We start from the raw sequence: 24,762 nt of genomic DNA, 5'->3' as shown, positions 1-24,762 counted from the left end.
TATTTTTTCACAAGCGTTAAAGAGTTTCTTTTTTAAATACAATGTCGGCGTATAAAACTTCTTTAGTAGTTTTCGACCGAATCGGACTGCCAATATCAATGAGCTGATATCCATACTTACTCAAAAATGAAAGTATAGCTTCCAAGCTAGGCTGTTTTTCGTAAAGGGTTGCAAAGTTAACCTCACAGACAATAATAGGGATTCGATCAAAAATTTCTGTCGTTCCTTGAAGAACCTCTAATTCAAATCCCTGAACATCTAGTTTTAATAAAATAGAGTCATACACCGCATCTAAAGAGTTAATTAAATGATCCAGCCTATCTACTTTCACAATAGCGATTTTATCGGTTTCAGTTTCGGGAAATTCTATTGCTAGTTTATTGCTTCGCTCCAAGAAAGAAGATGCAGGGGAAAACTTTGTAATATTAATTGGCAAATCGGTTTGTTTACTGCCAAGAGCGACAGGAAATATCTTAATTTTTTTCGAATTCCAGTTATGTGAATTCAACTTTTTAGCCAATAATAGATTAGGCTCGAAAGCGTAAATAGCAACTTCGGGCATTAAAGCAAGGGAAGTGATGATAAATTTTCCTTCGTTAGCCCCCACGTCTACTACGAGCTGAATTTCATTTTTAGGAAACCAGTCTTTATTTAGTAAACGATAGAGCTCGGCGCATCCCTTTCCAGCTCTCACTTTCGCATAAGATGGATTTGCTAGCAAATACCCATAATTTTGAATTTTGCATCCTAGTTGGTTTAGAAATTGAGGAAACTTATTTAACATAGTAATATTGTCAGAAAAAAGTCTGAATTGATTGATTCCACCGTTCAAGATTACTCTGATCGTTTGGAATTGCAGCAAAGTTAAACTCTGAAGATTCAAAATTATCTTCAATCGCCATTCCTAAGGGATAGGAACCTGTAAAACTTGCCAGATGAAATAGTTTATAATTAAATGATTTCAACAAAGTGAATAACTCATATCTATTCGTGCCTGATGTTTTCAAAGCTGAATCATTGCATTCAATCATGAATGCTGGACGAATGATGTTAAGCAGAGAACAGGCACCCTTTAGAATTAATGTCTCGAATCCTTCACAATCAATTTTTACAAGACTAGGAGCTAGTTGAAAATCAGAGACTAGTCGATCGAGGGTTTTAGTATGAGAACTTGCCATCTCAGGGCTAGCTTGAATTGCTCGTTGCCAAGGTTCTTTTCCAGGGTTATTAGGAATTATGTAACAATCAGATTCATCTGCGGAAAGAACCGATTCGATAACATGAATATTTCTCAGATTAAGAATCTTGATGTTTTGTCTACATAATTCAGCTGTATTATGATTTCCTTCAATCGCTAGCACTCGATCTAGTGAGCAGGCTTGTGAAAGAACTGCCGAGAAATAACCGATATTCGCTCCGCAATCAATGATTGATTGCGGAGCCTGATCTGCTTTAATCCAGTGCTGACACCAGTTCATTTCAACTTTCTCATGTCCTTTGCAAACGTATAAGACATGAGAGAAGGCATCCCCTTGACGTGAAACAAACTTCGCTTGATTGGGTAGGGCCCAAACATAGTGCCCATTATTCAAGTAACAGCGCATCTGGGAGTATTTTTGTCTCGCTTTCCAGTGAACTTTGTCAAAAAACTGATGAGGATTAATGAAACTCTTCATACTTACAAAGGTTTATAGTCTTGAAGAACTGTCATTAGCAATATTTGTCGCTGGCTAAAAGAGTGTTTTGCTCTTTTTGAGCATAAGGCCCTAATGCTCAGTAGAATAAGCTCTAAAACATGCCTACAAAATAGAAGAGGTTTGAGCCATAGCACCCATTGTCCTTGATGTTTTAGGAGCAAATTTAATCTTGCTTGATGAAAATTAATTACTCGATTGCCTGACCAATCTGATACTTGCATGTCGTTGTCATGGATGACCCCTGTGGTATCAAGAACTGCGATTTTCCAATCTTGTTTAGCTGCTCGCCAGCACCAGTCATGGTCACAGTCTGAGTAAGGAAAGTTTGTAGCGTCCATCTCTCCAACTTCTTGCCAAGCCTTATATTTAACCAACAACGGACTAGTAAAAACTGTGTCACTAGTTGCCCAACGAGTTCCTGAAAAAGTATGCCATTGGGATAAAAGTGGGTGAGCTAGGCCGAGTTTTTGAGTAATTTGTTGACCTAGAACAAAATCTAAAGCTGTAGGAAAGCGAGAGCCGAAGCCTGCTTTTTCTCCACTTCGACGCTCAACGGTAAACCCAACAGCAGCCAAGTGTTCTTGTTTCTCTAGAAGCTGAGTGGCTAGAGGTAATGCTTGATTGTTTTTAATTAGGTTGTCTGTTTCAAAGAAGAAGAGCCACTTGAGTTGAGGAAATTCTTGAGCTGCAAACTTTGCTGCATTATTGCAACCAGCGCTAAAGGAGCGATCTTCACTAGAAGGAGGATAAAGACAATGAATACGAAGATTTGGGGTTTGATCTGTAAATGCTTGTATAAACTCACTGCTGCCATCAGTTGAGCCTGCATCAAAAATAACTATTGCGGCATTCAGAGGAATGTGGCACAGTGCTTGAGCAATCGAGGGCAAGGCCCCTTTCAACAGAGGTAGCCTGTTGAATGAATTGATGATGACGACCAATTCCACATTGTCCGGGTAGATTGGTGGCTTTTGGCTCATAAGTAGTTACGAATTATGGCCTAAACATGCAGCAAAAGTCTTGGTATGTACCTGTAAGTTGTGAGTTTGATACCAGGTATAACCGGAGTCCGCGATCGCTTGCATTGCTGTTAAGTCTTTCAGAGCAGAATTAGGCATATCAGGACTCCAATAATGTTTTCCAGCTTCTATACCATCTGCTGACTTGCTTTTTTTACCTAAGTTTATAGGGAGTATTCCATGTGCACAATAGGCTGCAAAGATAGTTGATTTAGCTAGGAAGTCAGGAGGATACGCGAGAAACCCTGCTAGAGAGTGTGACAAGATTTGACTGATTTCTACTACTGGTAGTGCACCTCTCTCGACGACTACAACTTCTTTAGTAAAGGATAAATTTAAACCTGTAGGTGGTCCTATATCTAAGACTTTCTTAATACCTAGGGTTTGACAAATTTTTATTAAGGTATCGATTGATTCCCGATATACTCGCAGCCTAGAAGCCCGACCGCCAAATACTACTAATTGTGGTGCCCGCTCTGCTAATGGTAAGACTTGTGTTGGTTCTCCTACAGTAGAAAAAACAGGCAGAACTGGGATTTGAGAGTGGTGCTTAGGATCTAGCTCACACAGTAGCTCTGCATAAAGCTGCTTACTAGTGAGGATGCGATCGCTCAATTTTGCTAGTCGAGTTGCTAAATTTCTTTGGAGAGGTGAGAGCCAAAAAGCACTAGTCCAAGGAGGCCCAGAAGCATAGATCTCATGAAACATAGTGACTAATTGTGCCCCAGAACTCTTAGCTTTCCATTGTTCCAACCCTTCTATCAACCACGTAGGACAACCCCGTTTGGCATAGCCATAGCCAACGTAATGGAGTAGAACTACAGAGTTGCGCTCGTGAGGCAAGAAAGAAAGTAAAGTCGCTGATGATGGCTGAGAACTGTGACTGACCGAAAATCCTTGCACACAGGATTCTCCCTTCCAATTTGAGTTTCCCACTAAAAAGTGGGTTTCTAGCCTATAACTTTGATGAAGCTGTTGGGCCAATTTCAAGCTATAAGCACCAACTCCATCAGTGTCGGGCGGAAGTCTAGGAACAATTTGAATGAGCATTACAGCTTATTTAAGACTGGCATACCACTCACCTTTCCTTAGACTCGCAACTTGGTATCCACAGTTTTTTAACAAAGTTTGAGCCTCACCAGGTTGAATATTCAGCTCAGCCATTCGCACTAGGTTTTCTTCAAAAAAGATGTGTTGAACTCGGTGCGATCGCAGTAGATTAATTGCTCCTTGAAGCACCCAGGTATCTGCTCCTTCTGTATCAATTTTAAGAACTTGTATAGACACAGATTGCTCGTACGGAAAAATCTCGTCTAGGGAGACAACAGGTACTTCAATGGTATTAACTTGATTTTGTCCTAGTAATCCTCCCCACCCACTTTGCTCCTCAGGCCCCAAAGTAAAGGGTAAGCTGCCTTTTAGCTGACCGACCGCAGTCTGATGAACCGTTACTTGAGATGTTAATTGATTCTGTTTCAGGTTCTGGTTGAGAGCTGCAAAATTCCTAGGAGACGCTTCAAAAGCAACAACTCGATTGTCGGTTTGGACCGCAGCCCACAAACAGGAATAGTAACCATAGTTAGCCCCTACATCAACCATCAGACCGCCGAGCTGAGCTAATTTAGCAATCCGACGCGAGACTTCAAGCTCATAAAAGCCAAGAAAAGCTAGTTCCTGGTGAGCTGTATCAGTTGGCATTAATTGCAGTAGCACTTGAGGGGCAAACTCTAATTTTGCGCTCTGGAATAGTGCCTTAAACTTTTGAGAGTATTGCCGATAAAGTTTCCAATAAAGCTTCTCTCTCAACCATAGAGGTTTGATCTGCATTAACCAAGGCCGATTTGAAATTGGTTTATTCATAATTAAAGGCCTGTGCAGATTTTTTTGTAAAACTTTAACCTTTAAAGTAATTATAAAAATAAGCGACAGTAGCTGGCGCTGTAATCTAAATCAGAACGACGAATGCCGATTGGTTTAGCTGGCACTCCAGCTACGATGGTAAAAGGTGCAACATCTTTAGTTACAACAGAGCCTGCACCCACGACAGAACCTTTACCCAAAATCACACCCGGTAGAATCATCGCTCTTGTACCAATGAATACGTATTCCTGGATAGTGACAGGCCAAACTCCTCCTGAAAAGTCTTTACTTTGAGGGTCATGGTCAGCCGTTAAAATACACACTTCTGAAGAAATAGAAACATTATCTCCGATCGTGATTCCGCCTCGGTTGTCTAAGCGGCATTTTTGATTGACAACACTGTTCATACCCATTTTGAAATTCTTTTTACTATCAAACCAAGCATCCATAAAAATATAACTTCCTATACCGATTTGAAAACCAAGGCAAGAACGATAAAATGCTAAGCGAATCCAATGAGATGGAATACGAGCAACTATTCGATTAGCAATATACAAAAGTCCATCAAAGTGAATTCGCCCTAATACTCTTATGATTTTTATAAAAAGTGAATGATTAAACTTGAATTTGAGCATTAGTGCTATCGTTCTCTGAATAAACGATAAAATAGATAAGGTGAACCAATTTCCTGTGGGTGCTTGATCAAAGTAAACAATTTCTGAATAACACTTGGCTTATAATTAATAGATATAATCTGATCAGTTGGACCAAACAACTTATTCCATTCTCGCTCAGCTTCTTCGCAACCTATATGCGCAATAGTACTACTCTTACTTGCTGGATGACAGCGAAAATAGCCTAAAAACTGATTTAGTTTGACAAACTTACCGTGCTTATATAATCTTCCAAAAAATTCTAGGTCAATTGCAAATTCTAAATTATCGTTTAATGGACCAACTGTTTCCATTGCAGCTCGTTTCCAGAAAGCAGTTTCTGAGCAAACATTATATGAGGATGTCTCAGGATTAAAAGAAGGTAACTGGGACCAACCAGTCACCTCACCATTCTCATTAATCAGAATGCGATTCCCATGTACAACAATGGACTCAGGATTGTAACTAAAGGCTTTAGCCACGTGAAAGAGAGCTCCTTGAGCATAAACATCATCACTATTAAGCCACCCTAAGATCTCACCACTACTTTGCCTAATTCCCTTATTGATTGCACTAGCTTGTCCTTGGTCTCTTTCACTGACCCAAAACGATAAGAATTTTTCATATTTTTTGATAATTTTTACAGAATCATCAGTACTACCACCATCGATTATTATGTATTCTAGATTATAGTAATTCTGTAACAACACTGAGCGAATAGTTGCTTCAAGGAATTGGGCTTGATTATAGCTAGGGGTAATAATACTAACTTTAGGCCATTCCAAAACATTAAAATTTCTTCGCACCGTTGATTTTACGGCTTTAGTCCAAGGCCAGCCTTGCTTTCCTGGAGGAGGTAAAGGTAGATCTGTTAAGGTAAGAGTTTTTTCAGAAATTCGTATATTTCTCAAAGCAGTAGATCCTAATTTATCTTGATACAGGTATTTTTTAGTCTCATTCACTAAGTTGTCTATTCAATTTATCTTGAATATTACTGCTTACAAAAATTGCATCTCCCCAGGCTAAAGTTGTATTTCTTCCATAGTTAAGGTTGTATATGCCATAAAGGAAATATTTTTTCTTCTGAAGAAATTCACATAAATCATAAAAGTTAGTCTGGCCATCGTAAAGTGAAGCAAAAAGAATCTCCGTATAGATCAAATCTATTGCTTGCAGATTTAACAAGTTTGTGGCACCCTGTAGTGCCATCAGCTCACCACCTTGAATATCCATTTTTAGGATTTGAATATTATTTATTTCCTCTTTTTTACAAAAGGTGTCCAGAGTAGTTGTTGAAACAGTTGAAGAGCCAAGATTTTCTACCAGCTTATGGTCAACATAATTATTACAGCAGGAACTAATTTGCAGTAGTGAATTAGTAGTATCAGCTCGGTTAAAAAAGAAAGTTCTATTGCCTATAGAATCAGATATAGCTAAATTAAATGGCTTAATCAAATCATTATTCTTAAAGTTATCAAGCAACGACTCAAAAGTAGTTTTAAAGGGTTCAAAGCAGAAAATTTTTGCCTCTTTAAAGCGCTTGCTATATTCAGAGGCGGTTTGGCCAACGTTTGCTCCAACATCAAAAATTGTTTTTACCTCTGAGCCTGAAAAAAGATACTCCTGAGCAAAAAAAGCGTCATAATGTTGACTGACAGATCCCTCAGAGATTTTTTTTAACTCATATCCCATTTTTTTTATTAAAAGCTTTATCATTTTTTTAAGCCTATTCTTGAAAAACATAAGCTTTAGATCCTCTATATTGAGCTTTGTTTTAATTATTTTACTGCTTGAAGATTAAGGCTTATTTGGTAGCTTCTACTATTTACAACTATTCCTCTAGAGGACCAGTCATCAAAAGTGGTAAGCTGATCAGAACCTGGTTGCCACTCTTCAACTTGAGCAAAGCCAGCTTCTTTTAATAATGAAGTTAAATTCGACTTATTAAACATTGACATATGGACATCAAGCTTATTACTCTGATATCCCATAAGGGGATAAATTACAGTTTCAGGATTGCGGTTATTTTCTTCGTATATTCTTAATAACAGATCAAAATCTGGAACAGAAATTCTAAGAATGCCAGCTTCTTTGAGAACACGGTACCATTCGGACAATACAAAAGGTACTTGTGCATAGGGAAAGTGCTCTAAGCAGTGAGAAGCGTATATCAGATTGACACTATTACTTTTGAAAGGAGCTAAATTATCGATGGCTCTTACATAATGGATATGAGGGGCTGCCAAACCATCAATATTAATAAACTCAGGGCGATCAATAGAACCACAGCCGAGATGTAAGTTGATTTCCTTAAAACTGCTATCTGGAAAAGGTGGACGTATGAATTGCCTCTTGACCTTACCTAAGGCAGCATAAAAAAACAATTCAAAATTACGCCACTTGTAACGGTGACGGTCACGAAAATACTTAGGAATAAAGCTTTTAATCATGTTCTTTGCTCTGATTGTCTAGCATCTCATTTCTAAATTTGTAGTGCTTAGCAGGAATGCCAAAAACTATAGAATTAGGTTCTACATCTTTTGTAACCACAGAACCTGCTCCTATAACAGCACCCTTACCAATAGAAATACCTGGCATTATCACTGAATGTGTCCCAATCCAAACGTCATCTTCAATCACAACCATTCCTTTAATCAAAGTTGTATGCATATCTGCCTGATTATAGTCATGAGTTAGAGAAGTTATAGCTGTATGGGATGCAATCATCACTCGATTCCCTATTTTTACGCCTCCCTCACCCCAAATATGAACATATGCTGCAATGGATACATAATTACCCAACTCAACATTATTTAGACCATTAATATGAATTGGCATTTGAAAAACTATGCCTCTGCCACAAGCTTTTAGTTTTCTGATTATTTCACGCTTTCTCGCCTCAACTAAAAGATTGCACATTTTAATATCAAAGAAACTTATTATGTCGAGACAAATGCTCTTATATTTCTGCATGTATTTGGACTTTATTTATCGTTGATTTAGGAGCTCTCCCAAGTTCCTAGTATGCTAACTTTACCTATTCGATTATCATACTTTCTTCCATCATTAAAAGAGTCTTCTACGTAAAAGGTTTCTGCGTACTCTACCCAATCTATAAACTGCCTTGATTTATCAAAAATTCCAGCAGAAACAAAATATTTACCTGGCATCAAGTAGTTTTTTAGTCTAAGCACTACTTTTCCATTTTTTAATTCAGGCTTAATAAAAATATTAGAATCCCTTTGAAATAAGCTAATTTGTGCTTCACCGTCTACAGAGTGAATGATCACGAAAAACTCCAGTTCACTTATTAATTCATTAATAAAGTATTCAATCAAAATCTTTATGTTCTCAAAAATAGAAATAGCTCCTTGCTCTTCAGAGCTAACAAATATTTTTCTAATTTCTCCTCTGCCATCTCCCTTTATATGTTTGTAAGATGAATGACTATTTTTGGGAGTGATGAGCATTTGTGTATATTGGGAAATTATTGAAAGAGATGAGCCTTGACCAATCAAAGTACCTTCTGATACTAAAAATGCTTTAGAACAAAGTTGTTTTACAGTAGCCATATTGTGACTTACGAATATCACTGTCCTGCCCTCTTCAGCCACTTCTTCCATCTTTCCTAAACATTTTCTTTGGAATTGGACATCACCGACAGCCAGAACTTCATCTATTAGTAAAACTTCTGGCTCTAAGTGAGCAGCTACAGCAAATGCTAGCCTCACATACATGCCAGAGGAATAGCGCTTAACTGGTGTATCTAAAAATTTTTCAACTTCAGCAAAGGCAATAATTTCATCAAACTTTCTGTTAATTTCAGTCTTGCCCATGCCGAGAATGGCACCGTTGAGATAAATATTTTCTCGCCCTGTTAGTTCTGGATGAAACCCTGTACCAACCTCTAACAAGCTGGCAACTCGACCTTTAATAGAGATACGCCCAGTCGTAGGTTCTGTAATCCGACTTAAAATTTTTAATAATGTAGATTTTCCCGCACCATTGCGGCCAATAATGCCAACGCGATCGCCCTGCTTAATTTCAAAAGAGACATCCTTAAGCGCCCAAAACTCTTCTTGATCAAGTCGCAGTTTTTCTTTGTGCTTAGATGGTAAAAAATGCTGACCTACTGACCGAGCTGTTTGAGCGATCGCATCTCGTAAAGTCAGGTATCTGTCCTGTTTCTGGCGACCGATAATATATTTTTTACCTAAGTTCTCAACCCGGATCACCGTATCAGACATACTCAGCTAATAAATTACTTCTAAATATTCCGTCTAAGCTAAGTTTCTATTTGCTCTTAATAGTCTTCTGATCCCATAAAAGATACCCGGAAATTAAGCATTAATTAATCTAAATTCATATTTAAAAACTCTCTTCAAAGGATAATCATATAAATAATGCGAGCAAGAGAGTTTCAGCTCTGTTCCGTCTCTCCTTGTTGCCTGCATCAACATCTCCCTGTAAATCTCCCTCTAGCTTCTAGCACAGACAGCAACAGCTCCGGTAAACATAGAGATGCAACCATCCGTAGCATCCCTCAGGCTAACGAATGGAGCCCTAATTAATCAGCAATTCTGCCCTGACAAACCTGCGATCGCCCTCACTAATATGTTGAGAAGTGTGGCTGACCTCTCCAGGCATCACTCACTCTCACCTCACTCCTCGCTACAGATCTAGGTTTAGTCAGCATGTTTAGCAAATTCTTCAAAGTGGCGATCGCGATCGCTCTCTCCAGCGCCGCCATCAGCACCCCAACCGCTGAAGCTGAAGCAGTAACCAATCCCACCACTACACCTCCTGGTACTGCCTCAGCCGAGATTAGCCTAGCCACTCACCTAACCCAGGCAAACATAAAAATGTATGGTGCCTATAACTGTCCTTTTAGCCTGCTCCAGCGGCAATTGTTTGGTGAAGCCGCATTCAAGCAAGTAACCTATATCGAGTGCAACGCCAACGGCAAAAATGCCCAGGCCAGCCTTTGTCAAGCATTGCAAATCAAACAAACCCCAACTTGGGAAATTGGCGGGCATCTCTATTTCGGTGTCCGTTCCTTAGAGCAATTAGCCCGTCTCTCTAAGTACCAAGGATTTACTCACTTTCAGCAAGCTGAATCCTTGGTAAACAGCTTCTAGCGGCAGGACGCTTGACTAATCAGCATGCCATTACTAGTAGGGCTGGCAGACTTGAGCTGCGACTGTTGCTGGCTTGTGGTTGAGTCGTAGGGGCAAGCCAAGTGCCCTCCTGCTCGGACCAAAAAGTCATCAAAGTCTCGGTCTTGAGCATTGGGCTTCACAATCACAGACCCTGTATCATCCCAAATAATGGCAATGCCTTGGTCGGCCAGGTTGCCCAGCCCTCCCTCAAATCTCACCAATCTGCTGCCATTGGTTTGGTTTTGGAAATTGGTGGAATAAAGTACGCCAGCAGGTCGTCCCTGAAAGCTAGACTCCAAATAGAAGGCATAGCGAGTATTGGCTTGAAACTCAAACTCAGCCAAAGGTTCAGGCACCGTATTGCCCGGCGTGCCCAAGAAATCATCGTTATCGCTAGTACCAATGTCAGAACTGTAATCCGAGGGTTCCATCAACGCTTGAGGATTGTCAGAAGGCTTCACTTCCGTAAACAGCGGCGTCCTCTCTCCCGTGTCTAAGTTCACAATCCCAAAAATGGACTGGTACGCCCCGTTGGATTCAATAAACTCAAACTCCACAATCGTATCCACATCAAAGCGGATACCTTCTGTGCCAAAGATTTCCTCAGCTTGGACTGGAGCCGCCAATCCTCCTAATAAAAAGCTGCTCGCGATCGCGCCTAGCCACCACCCAATACTTCCAGCCTCTTTGTTTCGCATTGCCTGCCTTCCCATAGAGTTACTCCTCACTTAGACCACTGCCAACCCTCAACGCTGGAATGGTTACCAAATCTTCAAGTTCGCGCTTTTGAGTTGTTCAACTTGGGAACTATCCAAACCGCTGAGAAATTCCTGCGACGCTCTAATCGCTTCATTCAAGCGAGACAAAGCTGGATTCACACATTCTTCACCAGGCCCACGAGCAAAGCGCCGGGGCACACGGGTCACTGCCTGCTCAGTCGTGTTGTAGGCATTGCGAGCCGCCGTTAGTTCTTGAGCCAGCCGATTCGCTGTTGCCAGGGTGTCAGGGTTCAGACCAGGTCTGGAAGGAAACCGGGGAGCAGTGTTGTTCATAACATTGCCACCAGAAATATCAGAATTGAACCCTCCTGGAATTTCTTGACTGTAAGCACTCAATGGAGTCATTCCCAGAGCACCTCCAGCCAAGAGCATGCTGAGTAGCCAAGTATTCATTGGGGTTTTAGGCATAATATTGCTCCTGACTCAAATCTCCAATTCCTGCGATTTAGGGTAAAGCCTGGTTCGCGATCGCCCATCCTTTACCGCCTCAACTCATTAAAACTTCCACGAATAACCCAGCCCTAGGACAAACCGAGCGCCATCTCCTGCCCCTGCAATATCGCGCAGCCCTGGAGTAATGACTAAACTTTGATTCTTGAATGGCACAATCGAGAGCCCTGCGGCTAAATCTTGCCCCGTCCATTCCACGATAGCGCTCACTGGACGGACCACTCGTACCGCCAAGCTGCCAAACACGTTCACCGTTTCGTCTTCCTCAAAGATGTCGTCTTCTGTGCGGAATTGACCGTTGCCAACGCCTCCAGTCAGAGCGACTCGACTAAAGGGAGCGCTTAAGTCTTGGCGGGTACGAAAAATCTTGGTGGCAGTAGCGTAGAAGGAATCTTCAAAGTCCTCATTAAACTCATCGCCGATGGTAATGAAACCATTCCATCCCACCGCTGCGGCAAAATCTTCTGAGAAGGCGCGATGGACTTTCACGTTAAAGCCACCTGTGCCAAAGTCTCTGTTACCACCAAAACTGGCGATCGTGTAGGAAAGCTCGACCCCAACATTTTTACGGGCATCTCCTAAACCAACTCCAATTCCTACCGCAGCATCGTCCTTGTCACTGCGTCGGGTGCGCTCTTGATAAAAGGCACTGATAAAGCCAGTGCCATTATCAGCCCCAAAGCCTACCGGGTTAGCAATGCTAAGAGCAGGCGATCCTTCAAAGACATTGCCGAAATTTTCTGACTCAGTTTGCACAGCTTGCAAGCGAGTCTGCAAGTCTTGAATCGTTTCCTCGGAAGGAGCTGCTGCTGTCGTCGGCGTAGTTGGCAATGTCGGTGATGGTGAGGTGGCAGGAGTTTCAGCCGTAGTTGCTGCGCCAGCAATATATTGCGCTGCCGTAGTGCTTGCATCCAGCGCCGATACTTCACCTGTTTGCACTAAGGCTTGGTAAATAAAAGCCGCTACCTCAGCTCTAGTGGCTAATTGCTGCGGGTTCAGCGCTCTCACGTTTGGATAACTGACGACCAAGCGCTTGTCAGTTGCGATCGCTAAATCAGTTCGCTCTGCCGTTGACACCTGGGCCGCATCTTCGAAATAAGTTTCTAAAATATCGGCACTGGTTGACTCCGAGGTCAATTTCAAGCCATTGACTAAGCCCACCAGCGCTTGGTTGCGGGAGATACCCTGGTCGGGAAGAAACACATTGTTGCCAGATGCGGAGACGAACCCAGAGCGGTAGGCTTCGTCGATGGCGCTGTAAGCCCAGTAGTTCGTGGATACATCTGAGAACTGTACCGAGGTGCGGACGGGTTGCACTTGGAAGGCTTGCCGCACGATCGCAGAAAATTGGGCTCTGGTCACTGTAATGTCGGGTCGAAAGGTGCCATCGGGAAAGCCACGCACCACATCTCTGGATGCCAACGACTCAATCACGCTTTGCGCCCAGTGGCCTTGAATATCTGAAAATGAGCTAACTTGGGCTACCTGGTATTCGCTTCTAGAGCTGGATACAGGCGCGAGCGCAGGGTTAGATTCACGGCGCTGAGGTGCAAACTCAGGTCTTAGAGTTTCTGCTCTAGTTTTAGGCTCAGGCGTAATTGCAGTTGGTTCAGCGGCAGTTAGTTGTTTCGGTTGTCCCGCCACAACCGGAGTTTCAGGGCGATCGGCCTCTGAAGCAACCACTGCGGATTGAGAGTCGGAGACTGACACAGATTTGTCAGTTACATCCGGTGCTGGAACTAAATCATTGATCGTTACGGCTGACTCCACTGATGCAGATGACCAACCTAGCTGGGCATCTGGAAGAGCTGTGGCTGCAAATTCAGTAACCGCAGAACTTTCTGGAGGCGCGATCGCGGGTGTGGTGACTAAATCAGCCGCGTTAGTTGAAACGACAGAGCTGCCAGGTTCTGGGACTGATGCCAATGGAACGACCACATCTGCCTTAGCTTCTGGCGTTAAGCCAGCTCCTACTAAAGCTAACAATGTACAGGTAGCCACGGTGCGAACATAACTCACCGTCTCTTTTTGCACCCAATGTTGCCAAACAGCACGCAACAAAAATCGCTTGTGCTCATTTGTAGTGTTGCTATTTGGACTCTGAAGAAGCCTGCGATCGCTCGGTATCATGACTGAACCACTCCTACTACCCACCAGGAAATCTCTTGTCTGTCGTGAACATTGCTCAGACAACATCCACATCCTTTGCCAACTGCCAGCCAGCACCCGATCTGATCTCGCTTACAGGCTGTTAGGTTGAGTATCCGCATAAAACAGGATCAACCGTCGAAAAAGCTAAAAAACTTCTCCTAATCATGAGCGAGTCGGCAGGTGATGGCAAAAAATTTTTGGAAATATTTAAAGATTTTAGGTAGCGTAGCAAGACTAGCGGCAATTTGCTAGGTCAGTTGAGCATCACAGACTGGCTTGTCGCCGATAAAAGGGGCGTTTTACCACTTGTCCTGAATAGAGTTTGCCGCGAATCTCTACATTGAGTTGCTGCCCCACTTTGCTCAAACCTACGGGGACATAAGCCAGCGCGATTGCTTGCTCTAAGGTGGGTGACCAACTACCACTGGTTACCTCACCCACCGTTTGTCCCTCATGCACCACCGGATAGCCATGCCGCGCAATATTGCGCCCTGCCATCCTCAGTCCTACTAAACGCCGTTGCACACCTGCTTGCTTCTGTTGCTCCAACACCGATCGCCCGATAAAGTCGCCTTTAGTGTCTAGATGCACCAACCAGCCCAGACCTGCTTCTAAAGGTGTGGTGGCTTCGTCAATATCTTGGCCGTAGAGGGCCATTGCCGCCTCTAAACGCAAGGTATCCCGACAGCCCAAGCCACAAGGAGTCACACCTGCCGCCAGCAGCGATCGCCATAGTTCTACACCTGCCGCTGCATCAACCATGACTTCAAAGCCATCTTCTCCGGTGTAGCCTGTGCGAGCCAAGAAACCGAGTTGGCCCAAGACTGGAGCCACTAAATGACCGAAGGGCTTGACAGCACTCAAGTCGGCTTCAACTACAGATTGTAAACAGGCGATCGCTTGAGGGCCTTGTACGGCAATCAGGGCTTTTTCTGTAGACAGGTCTTGAAAATCCACCTGATCCAAATCCAGATGCTCGGTCAACCAGGTTTTATCTTTTAACGTGGTGCCCGCGTTGACAATTAGCACTACCGTTGGTTGCCCTGCCGCATCTTCTCCTCGGTAATACACAATCAAATCATCCACAATACCCGCTTCTGGCGTGAGCAAAACGGTGTATTGGGCGGCACCAGGTTGGAGCCGAGCTAGATCGGAGGGCACTAAACGCTGGAGTTGCTCAATTACTTGGTGGCCCTTCAACACAAATTTGCCCATGTGGGAGATGTCAAACATTCCCGCTTGCTGCCGCACCGCTTGGTGTTCTTGAGCAATGCCGACATACTGTACAGGCATCTCCCAGCCAGAAAAGGCAGTCATGCGAGCTTTCAGAGCTACTGCATGCTCAAATAGGGGAGTCCGGGCCAAGGGCAGAGGAGTTGCAGCATTGTTTGCATCGCTTAATGAGGCCACAGCTTTGAATTCCGTTCGAGTAAGACTGTATTGATCCTACGGGAAACTACTACCAGTTGCTTTAACCGTTAGGGTGGCTGATTCTGGGTCAGCAAAATCAGGGTAAACTCTGAATCACTTCGTTGATCGTCACTTTCCATAGCTTGACCATGCCTGCATCCTACCGCTTCAAATCGGCTGCTCTCCTAGGACTCTGGGTTGGCCTCACAGAAATCGCGATCGCGCCCAGCGTCACAGCCGCTCCCAGCTCTGAGAATAATCCCTCCCTTGCGCCACATTTACGGGTAGTGGTCAACAGCAATCAAGATGGGCCGATCCAGCCAGATGCAGCTATAACCCTGCGAGAAGCGATCGCCCTAACGAATGGCACCCTGGAGCGCGATCGCTTGAGTACCGAAGAACAAGCTCAAGTCACAGCCCTAAGGGCCGATGCCCCTTCCCGCATCGAGTTCAGCTTACCTGCCGAGCAAACAACAATTCGTCTCACTTCAGTTCTGCCACCGCTCGATCGCCCTGGCTTAGTTATCGATGGCAGCACGCAACCCGGATATGATGCAGAAAAATCGGCTACGGCTGAAATCAGCATTCCGATCCCAGTAGTGGCTATTACTCCCGCTGAGGGTCAGGAAGTCTTTCGGGGGCTAACTGTCGCTGCGAATAATGTGACGATTCGCGGCCTCAGCCTTTACGGATTCAACTCCCGTCGTCAAGTGCCCGCCAGCACGCCTCCGGCTGATATTTTTATTGCACACCGTTTACCACCGCCAGACACCAGTCAGCAGCAACCGCCCAACGCCAACTTCCCATTTGGTGCTGACGACAAACCACCACAAAACGTCACGATTGAGAACAACTGGTTAGGCCTAACTATTGATGAACAAATGCCTACCAATCCCTCAGCGTTTGGTGTGTCTGTGTTTAACGGAGTCGGCACCGTGATTCGGCGCAACCGGATTGCTAGTCATGAAGGCAGCGGCATTATTACGGCGGTGCGGGCGGAGAATACCCAAGTTACAGAAAACATTATTGTGGGCAACGGGATTGCGGGGATGCCCGACGCGATTCGCCTAGAAGGTGTGATCGATCGCTCCCAAATCACAGGCAACTTAATTTGTGGCAATGATGGCAGCGGCATTTACCTGTTTAAGCCTGATGGATCAGTCCAGATTCAATCCAACCAAATTAAGCTCAATGGACGGCGGTTGCGGCGAGCCGCAGTCTATTTAATGGGCAATCAGCATCAGGTAATCAAGAACCAGATCAGCTACCAAACGGGGCCAGGAGTTGTTGTCACTTCTTACCCCAAGAGCGATCGCAACTTGATTCAAGACAACCAATTTGCCGCCTTAGAAGGACTCAGCATTGACCTGAACACGCAGCAGAACGTAGGCGTGCAAGACTATCAGCGTGGCGATGGCCCCAATCCTCCTCGCAATTCGGGCAATCGGCGCTTAGATACTGGCAACTCAGCCATTAATGCTCCTCAGTGGCTTAGTTCAGAATTTATCCTGCTCAATGATCAAGTGAATGTGGATGGCAAAGCCGATCCAGGTGCTCAAGTCGAGATTTATCGAGTTGAAGCCAGGAGCCAGGAGTCAGGAGCTAGGAGCAAAGCCATTAATCAATTTCCTGGTTATGCTCCCTTAAGCAAAGCGATCGCCACCGCAACAGCCAACGAGAAAGGTCGATTTAGCGCCACCTTGACCAACGTGCAGCCCGGCGAGCAAATTAGTGCGATCGCCACAGATAGCCGTTACGGTACCTCCGAGCCAGCCGCCAACGCCACTATCCGCACCACTCAAGGTGCTGCGGCTCCTCCCACATCACCTACGCCAGTTACAGAAGTGCCCCGTTGCACCACTCCCCCCGTGGCTCAGGTGCCACCCACACCTCCAGTAGAACCTACACCAACTCCACCTCCCATTCGGTTGCGCGTACCCAGAAACATCCACTTTGCTCTTGACAAAGATATTGTTAGCCCAGAGAGCGCGGCGGTACTCAATCAAATCGCTGATGTGCTGCGAGAATATCCTTTCATCGTGGTGGATATTGAAGGCCACACTGACCCTCGGGCTAGCGATGCCTACAACTTAGATCTGGGTCGTCGTCGAGCTTTAGCAGCCAGAAACTATCTACTCCGTCGAGGCGTTGCACCAGAACGGTTGACCATTCGTTCTTTGGGCGAAACCCAACGTAAAACCACTGGTGCCAGTCGCGTAGATTACGCTCGCGATCGCCGAGCCGAATTTACCTTCCAAGACATACGCGGTGTAGACATCATCTTTGAGTCTCAAGAAGAAGACTTGCAAATTGAACCTGGGAGTAGCAGGTAAGTTACATCCGTAAATTCCGTCAAATCACCAGGCCCTTTAAAGCAACTGGCTGGGTGGAGATCCGTGTGAACGCCAGTTAATTCTCCCTGCGTTCCAGGCAAAGTGAGGGCTATGCGATTTACTAGCGATTGTCGTTAGAAGCAATCGCGTTTTTGGTGTGAAATAGGGTGTCCTCGCTCAGTCCTTTATCGAATTGAACGAACCACGCATGACGATCCCATCCACAAACTACCGTTCCCTGCAATTGCTACTAACCGCATCATTAACGATGAGTAGCTTAGCAGCCGGATTGCTAGATCCAGCGATCGCGACTCCCCAAAATTATCGGATTCAAGTTACTACCAATTCAGCCACTGGCTCCATCAAACTGATTCAAGTACCAGTCCCCAGTTATCCCGTCGCGGCCTCCAGACCATCCAGTTCGAAGCCTAATTTTGCTTGGCCTACAGATTCCTCCCTCCAAGCAGGCTATATTTGGCCCGTCAAAGGCGTTGTCACCTCTAGATTTGGTCCCCGTTGGGGTCGCATGCACAATGGCATCGATATTGCTGGCCCTGTTGGTGCGCCGATTCAAGCAGCAGCAGATGGAATTGTGATCAGTGCTAGCTGGAACCAGGGTGGCTACGGCAACTTAGTCAAAATTCAACATTTGAATGGTAGCGTCACCTTTTACGCTCATAATCAGAGACTTTTGGTGCAGCAAGGCCAGCAGGTGCGGCAAGGCCAAATCATCGCTGAGCTAGGCAGTACAGGTAATAGTACTGGCCCTCATTGCCACTTCGAAATTCGCCCTCAAGGACAAAGCGCTGTTAATCCGATCGCCTATCTTCCCAGTACGGTGGCTCAGCAATTCACTCGCTAATTCTTTCCAGAAAAACTAGTGCTGCACCAAATCAGAGTTGCGATTTTATATTGGGCGGGCACAGCCCCCTCCACTAGGCAAAATTAACTTGAGGCAATACTAGGGGCTAAATGTAAGGTATAGACTAGAACTCTAGATACTACCCCAAAAGATACTATGGAGCCACAAGTTGAGAGCCGCGATCGCGTCACCTGTGCTGTAGAAACGACCCTAGGCGTGATCGGCGGGCGTTGGAAGGTTTTGATTATTCGCGAATTATTTCCTGGGGTAAAACGCTTTGGAGAGTTACACCGAGCGTTGAATGGCATCACTCAAAAAATGCTGACGCAACAACTGCGAGAAATGGAACAAGACGGTTTAGTGCATCGCCAAGTTTACCTGCAAGTCCCACCCAAAGTGGAATACTCCCTGACTCCCCTAGGTGCAACCCTCAAGCCAATCTTGAACTCCATGCACGAATGGGGAACCAAGTTTTTGGAGAGCCAGGAGTCAGACCAGATTTGACCTTAGCCAGCGATCGCCATAGTGCCATCAACGCCATAGAAAAAGCGCGAGACCTCAGCCTCGCGCCCCAGTAATACAGCCTGTGATGGAAACAAAAAGCTTTAGACGTTAGCTGCTACTTTGGTCTTCGCTTCTTTAGACGTCAAGCGCTCGTAAGTTGCCCGCATCTTCAGACCCGTCAGCACTTGGAATAAACCAGTACCGTTGTTCGAACCGGGATACTCACGGTGTTGCAGCAACAGATGAGTCACTTCACCTTCGTACTTAGCCGAAGTTTTGCTGAGGTGCTTCTCAATGTAGATTACTTCCTCTAGCTCGTCGAACTGACCATCCACTTCCAGCACGGAAACACTGTGATTGTAGTAGGTATCAGGACCGTAGAACATCTTGATACCAGGGTACGAGCAAGTGAGCTTACGGCCACAAGGTGTCCAGTCGATGGTAGAGCCTTCATCAAACAGATAAGCAGGCTCAAATCCTTCAACCCCATCTTTCTGCACCATGCGAACGCGCAGAACTTTGCGCTCCGTTTCACCTTTGATCAGGTTAGTAGGTAGTACCTGAATCACCACATCAGCATGGCCTTTTTGCGGATCGATATAAGCTTCGAAGTCAGGGCGACGAGCATTGATGGCTGCCATGACATCGTCATAGGTGTGACCACGCTCAGCCATATCCCGTTGAATCTTCCAAGCGATCTTCACTTCATCACTGATGTCGAGGTAAACGCTGAAGTCAAGCAGCGATCGCACCCGCTCATCATGCAGAGGATGCAAACCTTCAATCACGATGATGTGATTAGGATCAATCCGTTCTGGAGGATCGAGCTCGCCCGTTTCGTGGTTGTAGATAGGCTTATCAATAGACTGGCCGTTCTTCAGAGCTTTGACCTGCTCGTACATCAAGTCAAAGTTGTTAGCACGGGGATCAAGGGCGGTAATCCCGGTCTCCTTACGTTGCTTCCGGTCCAGACTGTGGTAGTCGTCGAGGCAGATTACGGTAACAAAATCTTCCCCAAACAAATCTGTCAATCGGCGCAAAAATGTAGATTTACCGCATCCGGAGTCTCCGGCAACGCCAATTAAAACCACGCGGTCTGGCTTACTGGTCATAGATTCCCTCTAACGATCGTTGAATAGACTGTTCACTAACTGAGTTTTGAGCAGATTCACTCTAGAGCCCGGAATTCACGCCCGAAGTGGGTAGTGCGGCTTAGAAGGCTGGCACAGAGGCAGATGCAAAACAAACGTGCAGCAAAAGAGCTACCGCTTATCCTGAAGAAGCTTTTCTAGTAAGTATTTAATACTACTTTAACAGTTCATCTTACCAGAACATGATCCCCTCTACAAGTTCAGCCTGAATTGAAAATTAGCTCGGTTCCTATCTATGCTAAGGTTAATTGCGCATTTTAAAGAAATGAAATTGGCTCGACATTGACATTCTTTTCCTGACTAACCTTTTATGCTTTGGGTAGCCATGAGAAAGAGGCCGAGATATTTCGGTCTTCCGATACTCTAGAAGTAGGCATGGCTTCTATAACTGCGTGATGTAATTGCGTGATGCAGATTTAATCTTTCAGTCCTTTGAGACTTGCGATTGAGGCGTAGGGCTAACATTAATGGGAGCCAAGGACGCTTTGTAGCAAAATGTTAAGTTAAGTTGGGTTCGGAGATATCTATAGCAATGTTCAATTCAAGTGCAGCGGGCGGTGCTGGCAACACGGCTTCCGGTAGCCGTCTCTTCCGCTATGAAGTCGTCGGTCTGCGTCAGAATTCGGAAACGGATAAAACGAACTACCCCATTCGTCGCAGCGGTAGCACCTTTATCACAGTGCCCTATAACCGCATGAACGACATGATGCAGCGCATTCTGCGTATGGGCGGCAAGATTGTTGGCATTGAGCCACTCAATAGTGAAACCCTTACCAACGGTAATGCGGCTGCTAGTAAAAGTTCGCAGTCAGCGCAATCTGCTCCGGCGGCTCAACCCGCTAAGATGCAAGCAGATTCTGCTCCAGCAGCAGGTGCAAAGCATGAGGCTCTATTCGAAGAAAATGTTCCCGTCAACATTTATCGTCCAAATAGCCCCTATTTAGGCAAATGTGTTTCTAACGAGGAACTAGTGGGCGAAGGCGGAATTGGCACCGTTCGCCACCTGATTTTTGATGTTTCCGGCGGTGATTTGCGCTACCTAGAAGGCCAAAGTATTGGTATCATCCCCCCCGGAATTGATAAAAAGGGTAAGCCTGAAAAGCTACGCCTGTACTCGATCGCGTCTACTCGGCATGGCGATCATGTCGATGACAAAACTGTTTCTCTGTGCGTGCGTCAGCTAGAGTACAAGCACCCTGAAACAGGCGAAACCGTTTACGGGGTTTGCTCTACCCACCTCTGCAACCTCAAGGAAGGCGACGAAGTTAAAATTACGGGACCCGTTGGTAAGGAAATGCTCCTGCCTACCGATCCCAATGCCAACGTGATCATGTTTGCCACTGGAACGGGTATTGCGCCTTTCCGCGCTTATCTGTGGCGCATGTTTAAGGACGCTGAGCGCCAAGCCAATCCTGGCTACCAATTTAAGGGTTTTGCTTGGTTGGTCTTCGGCATTCCCACCAGCCCCAACATTCTCTACAAAGAAGAGTTGGAAGAAATTCAGCAAAAGTATCCAGAAAACTTCCGCCTCACCTGTGCCATCAGCCGGGAGCAAAAGAATGCCTCTGGCGGTCGGATGTACATCCAAGACCGTGTAGCTGAGCACGCAGATGAACTGTGGAAGCTGATCCAGCAGGAGAACACCCACACCTACATTTGCGGTCTCAAAGGTATGGAAGGCGGCATTGATGAAGCGCTGTCTGCTGCGGCTGCCAAAGACGGTGTGACCTGGAGCGATTACCAGAAGCAAATGAAGAAGAGCGAGCGCTGGCACGTAGAAACCTACTAAGCTGCGATCGCTCCGTGAATGCTCCGCTGAGCTGAAGTCTCAGAGTGTCATCACTAGCAGTTAAACTAGCCCTAGAGTTTGGATCGATTGGGAAGCAACTTTTCTTCCTGAAGATTCAAACCCTAGGGCTTATTCGTTTGTCAGAACTTATTGGAATTTGGGATAACGGTTGTGACCTTCAAAGTCGGTTTGCTAGGGCTAGGAACAGTAGGCACGGGTACAGCACAGATTTTGCTCGATGCAACGCAGCGCCACCCTTTGTTAAAGGAGTTAGAAATTCATCGAGTTGGGGTGCGATCGCTCGACAAACCCCGTGAAATTGACCTACCTGCTGACTTACTAACCACGGATCTCGAATCCATTGTGACCGACCCCAACATCGATATTGTGGTTGAAGTGATGGGGGGTTTAGAGCCTGCGCGATCGCTGATTCTTCAAGCGATTGCTCATGGTAAGCATGTCGTTACGGCCAATAAAGCTGCGATCGCCCGTTATGGCGCTGAGATTTTCACCGCTGCCAACGAAGCAGGAGTATATGTACTGCTAGAAGCAGCGGTAGGCGGGGGAATTCCAGTAATTCAACCCCTCAAGCAGTCACTCGGGGCCAATCGTATTGATACGGTCATAGGGATTATCAATGGCACCACTAACTACATCCTGACCCGGATGCAAAACGAAGGCGCTGACTTCGCTGAGGTGCTAGCAGATGCTCAACGATTGGGTTATGCCGAAGCCGATCCCACCGCTGATGTAGACGGCCTAGATGCAGCAGACAAAATTGCGATTCTAGCTTCACTAGCCTTTGGCGGACGAATTAAATTAGCAGAAGTTTATTGTGAAGGCATTCGTCAGGTCAGTGCTGCTGATATTGCCTACGCGGAGCGGCTCGGTTTTGTGATTAAGCTGCTGGCGATCGCCAAACGCAACACAGTCTCTACTGAGAACGCACCGGAGCAGCTCCAAATCCGAGTACATCCAACTCTAGTTCCCAAGTCTCACCCTCTTGCCAGCGTCAACGATGTCTACAACGCCATCTTGGTGGAAGGTGACCCGATCGGGCAGGTGATGTTCTTTGGTCGGGGGGCAGGGGCAGGTCCAACGGCTAGTGCTGTGGTGTCAGATATGCTCAACATTGCCGCTGTGCTGCAAGCTAATCTAGTGCCAGTTCCCACTCAGCCTACTCAAGCCGCACACCCTCTGTTAGCTTGCTCTCATCAGCACTACAGCGCGATCGCACCGATGACAGACCTAGTGACCCGCTTTTACGCCCGATTTCTCACTAAGGACTACCCTGGCGTCATTGGCAAACTAGGTACCTGCTTCGGCAACCATCAAGTCAGCTTGGAATCCGTTGTTCAGATCGGCAATCAAGATGGTTTAGCAGAAATCGTCGTCGTTACGCACGATGTCCCAGAAGGGAACTTTCGCCAAGCCCTAGAAGAAATCCGCAGCTTGTCATCAATCAGCAGTGTCTCTAGTGTGCTACGAGTGCTTTAACTTTGCAACATAAAATCCAGCTCTAAGAAAAGCCTCATTACTTAGAGCTGGATCGATAGGATTCTAAGGTCTTGGTATGAGCTTGAAACAGTGAAACCCTGGGGGCTTTGTCTGACAGAGAACCTCAGGGGGTCTGAGGTGCAGGTGAATCTGAGCTGGGAGCTGATTCAGGAGACATAGAACCGTCAGGACTCATGCCGGGGTCGGTCGTACTCCCAGCGTCATCGGCGGGGCTAGATGGGTCTACTTCAGGTACAGTGCCGCTGTCAGGGCTACCAGGTGAGCTGGGTGGACCCGCAGGCCGAGTCATATCGGGCTCTTCGGTCTCGGTTGTGTCTGTTGTGTCTGTTGTGCTCGGGTCAGTCATAGTCCCAGAGTCATCAGCGGGGGTAGATGGGTCTACTTCAGGTACAGTGCCGCTGTCAGGGCTACCGGGGGAGCTAGGTGGACCCGCAGGCCGAGTCATATCGGGCTCTTCGGTCTCGGTTGTGTCTGTAGTTGTATCCGCAGGTTCAGCCGTATCCTCAGAAGGGCTGGTGGGGGCTGCGGTCGAATCTAAAGGGGTACCACCAGGACAGCGGGAGTTTAGGGGAAAAACTTCGCACAGAATTCTGAAGCCTTCTGGAGAAAGCTTGATTTCTGCTGCAGAGGGGGCAGTTGTGCCACTCGATTGGGCAACAGCAGCACCGCTAGTGAGAGCCAGGGCTAGGGCTGTCCCAAAGAGGGTAACGTATTTAGCCTTCACAAGACTTAACCTCAACAAAGGACTTTGCCAATTAAATCAGAAGGCAAATTTTTAGAAATCCGCCTTATAGGTAGTGTGAATATCCTCCTATGGAGGGTAGACAGCTTAACATCCTACCCCGTGGCATCCATCTATAGATATGCCAAACTTTGATGTCAGAGCTTACTAACCTGTTTTTAACCTTTTGGCTCCTAGCCAAAAGAGAAGCGCAACTTACGCCCCTACTCTCCGTGCTGTTAGGACTCTATAGGTGTCCTAAATAATTTATCCGTTTGGGGTTTGTGAGCGGCGCACCTCTCACAAACCATTTAGGATTGCTATATCTGATTGAGAGACACTAATTTGTTTGGTTAGATTTCACTAATCAGCTTTCACTAATCAGCGTTGATGATTTTAGGCACTCTAAAAAAGTCAGCATCCCGCTCAGGCGCGCCTTCTAGAATCGTTTCGCGATCGCCATATGGCTGCAACTGGTCTACTCGCGTCACATTATTCAAATCAATCGCCCGTGTGGTTGGTTCTACATTGCTTGTGTCCAACTCACTGAGCTGCTCAAAATAGTCCAAAATGCTGCTTAGTTGTGTCGCAAATTTTTCTTCCTCTTCAACCGCCAATTCTAAACGAGCGAGGTGAGCAACTTTATGAACTTGATCGCGATCCAGCATAGGTAAGTGGCTCAGAAGTAAAGGTCAAAAAAATTACA

The 24,762-nt window shown here is 45.8% G+C and carries 24 protein-coding genes; 6 read left to right on the top strand and 18 right to left on the bottom strand.

Features of this window, described 5'->3' with window-relative positions; genetic code table 11:
• Positions 1-16: 16 nt before the first annotated feature.
• The 11 genes from NDA01_RS08845 to NDA01_RS08795 are packed head-to-tail and all read right to left on the bottom strand — an operon-like array spanning position 17 to position 9,476.
• A complete protein-coding gene (locus NDA01_RS08845; RefSeq protein WP_348227659.1) occupies positions 17-784 on the bottom strand; it encodes an FkbM family methyltransferase in 768 nt (255 codons plus the stop codon).
• Positions 785-794: 10 nt separating this feature from the next.
• Positions 795-1,676: an FkbM family methyltransferase gene (locus NDA01_RS08840; protein WP_348227658.1), complete on the bottom strand. Its 882-nt coding sequence runs from the start codon at positions 1,674-1,676 to the stop codon at positions 795-797.
• Positions 1,677-1,678: 2 nt separating this feature from the next.
• Positions 1,679-2,644 carry a glycosyltransferase family 2 protein gene (locus NDA01_RS08835; protein WP_348227657.1) on the bottom strand — a complete coding sequence of 322 codons (966 nt, stop codon included), beginning with the start codon at positions 2,642-2,644 and terminating at the stop codon, positions 1,679-1,681.
• A gap of 39 nt (positions 2,645-2,683) precedes the next feature.
• Positions 2,684-3,766 carry a glycosyltransferase family 1 protein gene (locus NDA01_RS08830; protein WP_348227656.1) on the bottom strand — a complete coding sequence of 361 codons (1,083 nt, stop codon included), beginning with the start codon at positions 3,764-3,766 and terminating at the stop codon, positions 2,684-2,686.
• A gap of 6 nt (positions 3,767-3,772) precedes the next feature.
• The gene (locus NDA01_RS08825; RefSeq protein ID WP_348227655.1) at positions 3,773-4,576 is read right to left on the bottom strand and encodes an FkbM family methyltransferase; all 804 of its coding nucleotides are present in this window, start codon (positions 4,574-4,576) and stop codon (positions 3,773-3,775) included.
• A 50-nt stretch (positions 4,577-4,626) separates the two neighbouring features.
• Positions 4,627-5,211 (bottom strand): acyltransferase, encoded by a 585-nt coding sequence (locus tag NDA01_RS08820; protein ID WP_348227654.1) that lies wholly within the window; start codon positions 5,209-5,211, stop codon positions 4,627-4,629.
• A gap of 5 nt (positions 5,212-5,216) precedes the next feature.
• Positions 5,217-6,191: a glycosyltransferase family 2 protein gene (locus NDA01_RS08815; protein ID WP_348227653.1), complete on the bottom strand. Its 975-nt coding sequence runs from the start codon at positions 6,189-6,191 to the stop codon at positions 5,217-5,219.
• Positions 6,184-6,972: an FkbM family methyltransferase gene (locus NDA01_RS08810; RefSeq protein ID WP_348227652.1), complete on the bottom strand. Its 789-nt coding sequence runs from the start codon at positions 6,970-6,972 to the stop codon at positions 6,184-6,186. Before NDA01_RS08810 ends, NDA01_RS08815 begins: the two co-directional genes overlap by 8 nt.
• Positions 6,973-7,007: 35 nt before the next feature.
• Positions 7,008-7,679: a class I SAM-dependent methyltransferase gene (locus NDA01_RS08805; protein ID WP_348227651.1), complete on the bottom strand. Its 672-nt coding sequence runs from the start codon at positions 7,677-7,679 to the stop codon at positions 7,008-7,010.
• The gene (locus tag NDA01_RS08800) at positions 7,672-8,202 is read right to left on the bottom strand and encodes an acyltransferase (RefSeq protein WP_348227650.1); all 531 of its coding nucleotides are present in this window, start codon (positions 8,200-8,202) and stop codon (positions 7,672-7,674) included. The genes NDA01_RS08805 and NDA01_RS08800 overlap by 8 nt, the downstream gene beginning before the upstream one ends.
• Positions 8,203-8,228: 26 nt before the next feature.
• The gene (locus NDA01_RS08795; protein WP_348227649.1) at positions 8,229-9,476 is read right to left on the bottom strand and encodes an ABC transporter ATP-binding protein; all 1,248 of its coding nucleotides are present in this window, start codon (positions 9,474-9,476) and stop codon (positions 8,229-8,231) included.
• A 447-nt stretch (positions 9,477-9,923) separates the two neighbouring features.
• Here NDA01_RS08795 and NDA01_RS08790 point away from each other — a divergent pair, with 447 nt between their 5' ends.
• On the top strand, positions 9,924-10,367 hold the full coding sequence (locus NDA01_RS08790) for a hypothetical protein (RefSeq protein WP_348227648.1): 444 nt from the start codon (positions 9,924-9,926) through the stop codon (positions 10,365-10,367).
• On the opposite strand, the gene NDA01_RS08785 is transcribed toward NDA01_RS08790, so the two are convergent.
• The 4 genes from NDA01_RS08785 to gcvT all read right to left on the bottom strand — a co-directional run bounded on the left by NDA01_RS08785 (position 10,364) and on the right by gcvT (position 15,178).
• On the bottom strand, positions 10,364-11,086 hold the full coding sequence (locus tag NDA01_RS08785; RefSeq protein WP_348227647.1) for a hypothetical protein: 723 nt from the start codon (positions 11,084-11,086) through the stop codon (positions 10,364-10,366). The genes NDA01_RS08790 and NDA01_RS08785 overlap by 4 nt on opposite strands.
• A gap of 63 nt (positions 11,087-11,149) precedes the next feature.
• Positions 11,150-11,575 carry a hypothetical protein gene (locus NDA01_RS08780; RefSeq protein WP_348227646.1) on the bottom strand — a complete coding sequence of 142 codons (426 nt, stop codon included), beginning with the start codon at positions 11,573-11,575 and terminating at the stop codon, positions 11,150-11,152.
• An 87-nt stretch (positions 11,576-11,662) separates the two neighbouring features.
• Positions 11,663-13,678, bottom strand: a complete 2,016-nt coding sequence (locus NDA01_RS08775; protein WP_348227645.1) for an S-layer homology domain-containing protein — start codon at positions 13,676-13,678, stop codon at positions 11,663-11,665.
• Between the two features lie 354 nt (positions 13,679-14,032).
• Entirely contained in the window at positions 14,033-15,178 is a 1,146-nt protein-coding gene (gene gcvT / locus NDA01_RS08770; protein WP_348227644.1) for a glycine cleavage system aminomethyltransferase GcvT, read from the bottom strand.
• A 149-nt stretch (positions 15,179-15,327) separates the two neighbouring features.
• Between gcvT and NDA01_RS08765 the strand changes: the two genes are divergently transcribed.
• The 3 genes from NDA01_RS08765 (at position 15,328) to NDA01_RS08755 (ending at position 18,877) form a co-directional block, all read left to right on the top strand.
• The gene (locus NDA01_RS08765; protein WP_348227643.1) at positions 15,328-17,511 is read left to right on the top strand and encodes an OmpA family protein; all 2,184 of its coding nucleotides are present in this window, start codon (positions 15,328-15,330) and stop codon (positions 17,509-17,511) included.
• Positions 17,512-17,719: 208 nt separating this feature from the next.
• Positions 17,720-18,373, top strand: coding sequence for a M23 family metallopeptidase (locus NDA01_RS31870; RefSeq protein ID WP_431193352.1), 654 nt, complete (start codon positions 17,720-17,722; stop codon positions 18,371-18,373).
• Positions 18,374-18,529: 156 nt separating this feature from the next.
• Complete coding sequence (locus NDA01_RS08755) at positions 18,530-18,877, top strand: winged helix-turn-helix transcriptional regulator (protein WP_348227642.1); 348 nt, start codon at positions 18,530-18,532, stop codon at positions 18,875-18,877.
• A gap of 101 nt (positions 18,878-18,978) precedes the next feature.
• Here the strand turns inward: NDA01_RS08755 and NDA01_RS08750 are convergent, their stop codons facing one another.
• Positions 18,979-19,989 (bottom strand): phosphoribulokinase, encoded by a 1,011-nt coding sequence (locus NDA01_RS08750; RefSeq protein ID WP_348227641.1) that lies wholly within the window; start codon positions 19,987-19,989, stop codon positions 18,979-18,981.
• Between the two features lie 571 nt (positions 19,990-20,560).
• On the opposite strand from NDA01_RS08750, the gene cpcD/petH reads away from it, so the two are divergent.
• Both cpcD/petH and NDA01_RS08740 read left to right on the top strand, forming a co-directional pair.
• Positions 20,561-21,817: a bifunctional rod-capping linker CpcD/ferredoxin--NADP reductase PetH gene (cpcD/petH, locus tag NDA01_RS08745; protein ID WP_190436040.1), complete on the top strand. Its 1,257-nt coding sequence runs from the start codon at positions 20,561-20,563 to the stop codon at positions 21,815-21,817.
• A gap of 171 nt (positions 21,818-21,988) precedes the next feature.
• Entirely contained in the window at positions 21,989-23,314 is a 1,326-nt protein-coding gene (locus NDA01_RS08740; RefSeq protein ID WP_348227640.1) for a homoserine dehydrogenase, read from the top strand.
• A gap of 124 nt (positions 23,315-23,438) precedes the next feature.
• On the opposite strand, the gene NDA01_RS08735 is transcribed toward NDA01_RS08740, so the two are convergent.
• Both NDA01_RS08735 and gatC read right to left on the bottom strand, forming a co-directional pair.
• A complete protein-coding gene (locus NDA01_RS08735) occupies positions 23,439-24,059 on the bottom strand; it encodes a hypothetical protein (RefSeq protein WP_348227639.1) in 621 nt (206 codons plus the stop codon).
• Between the two features lie 374 nt (positions 24,060-24,433).
• Complete coding sequence (gene gatC, locus NDA01_RS08730) at positions 24,434-24,724, bottom strand: Asp-tRNA(Asn)/Glu-tRNA(Gln) amidotransferase subunit GatC (RefSeq protein ID WP_190549768.1); 291 nt, start codon at positions 24,722-24,724, stop codon at positions 24,434-24,436.
• Positions 24,725-24,762: the final 38 nt, after the last annotated feature.

Origin of the sequence: Trichocoleus desertorum AS-A10 (assembly GCF_039962155.1) — a bacterium.
Classification (GTDB): Bacteria; Cyanobacteriota; Cyanobacteriia; order FACHB-46; family FACHB-46; genus Trichocoleus.
This window is presented reverse-complemented; position numbering and strand designations above follow the sequence as displayed.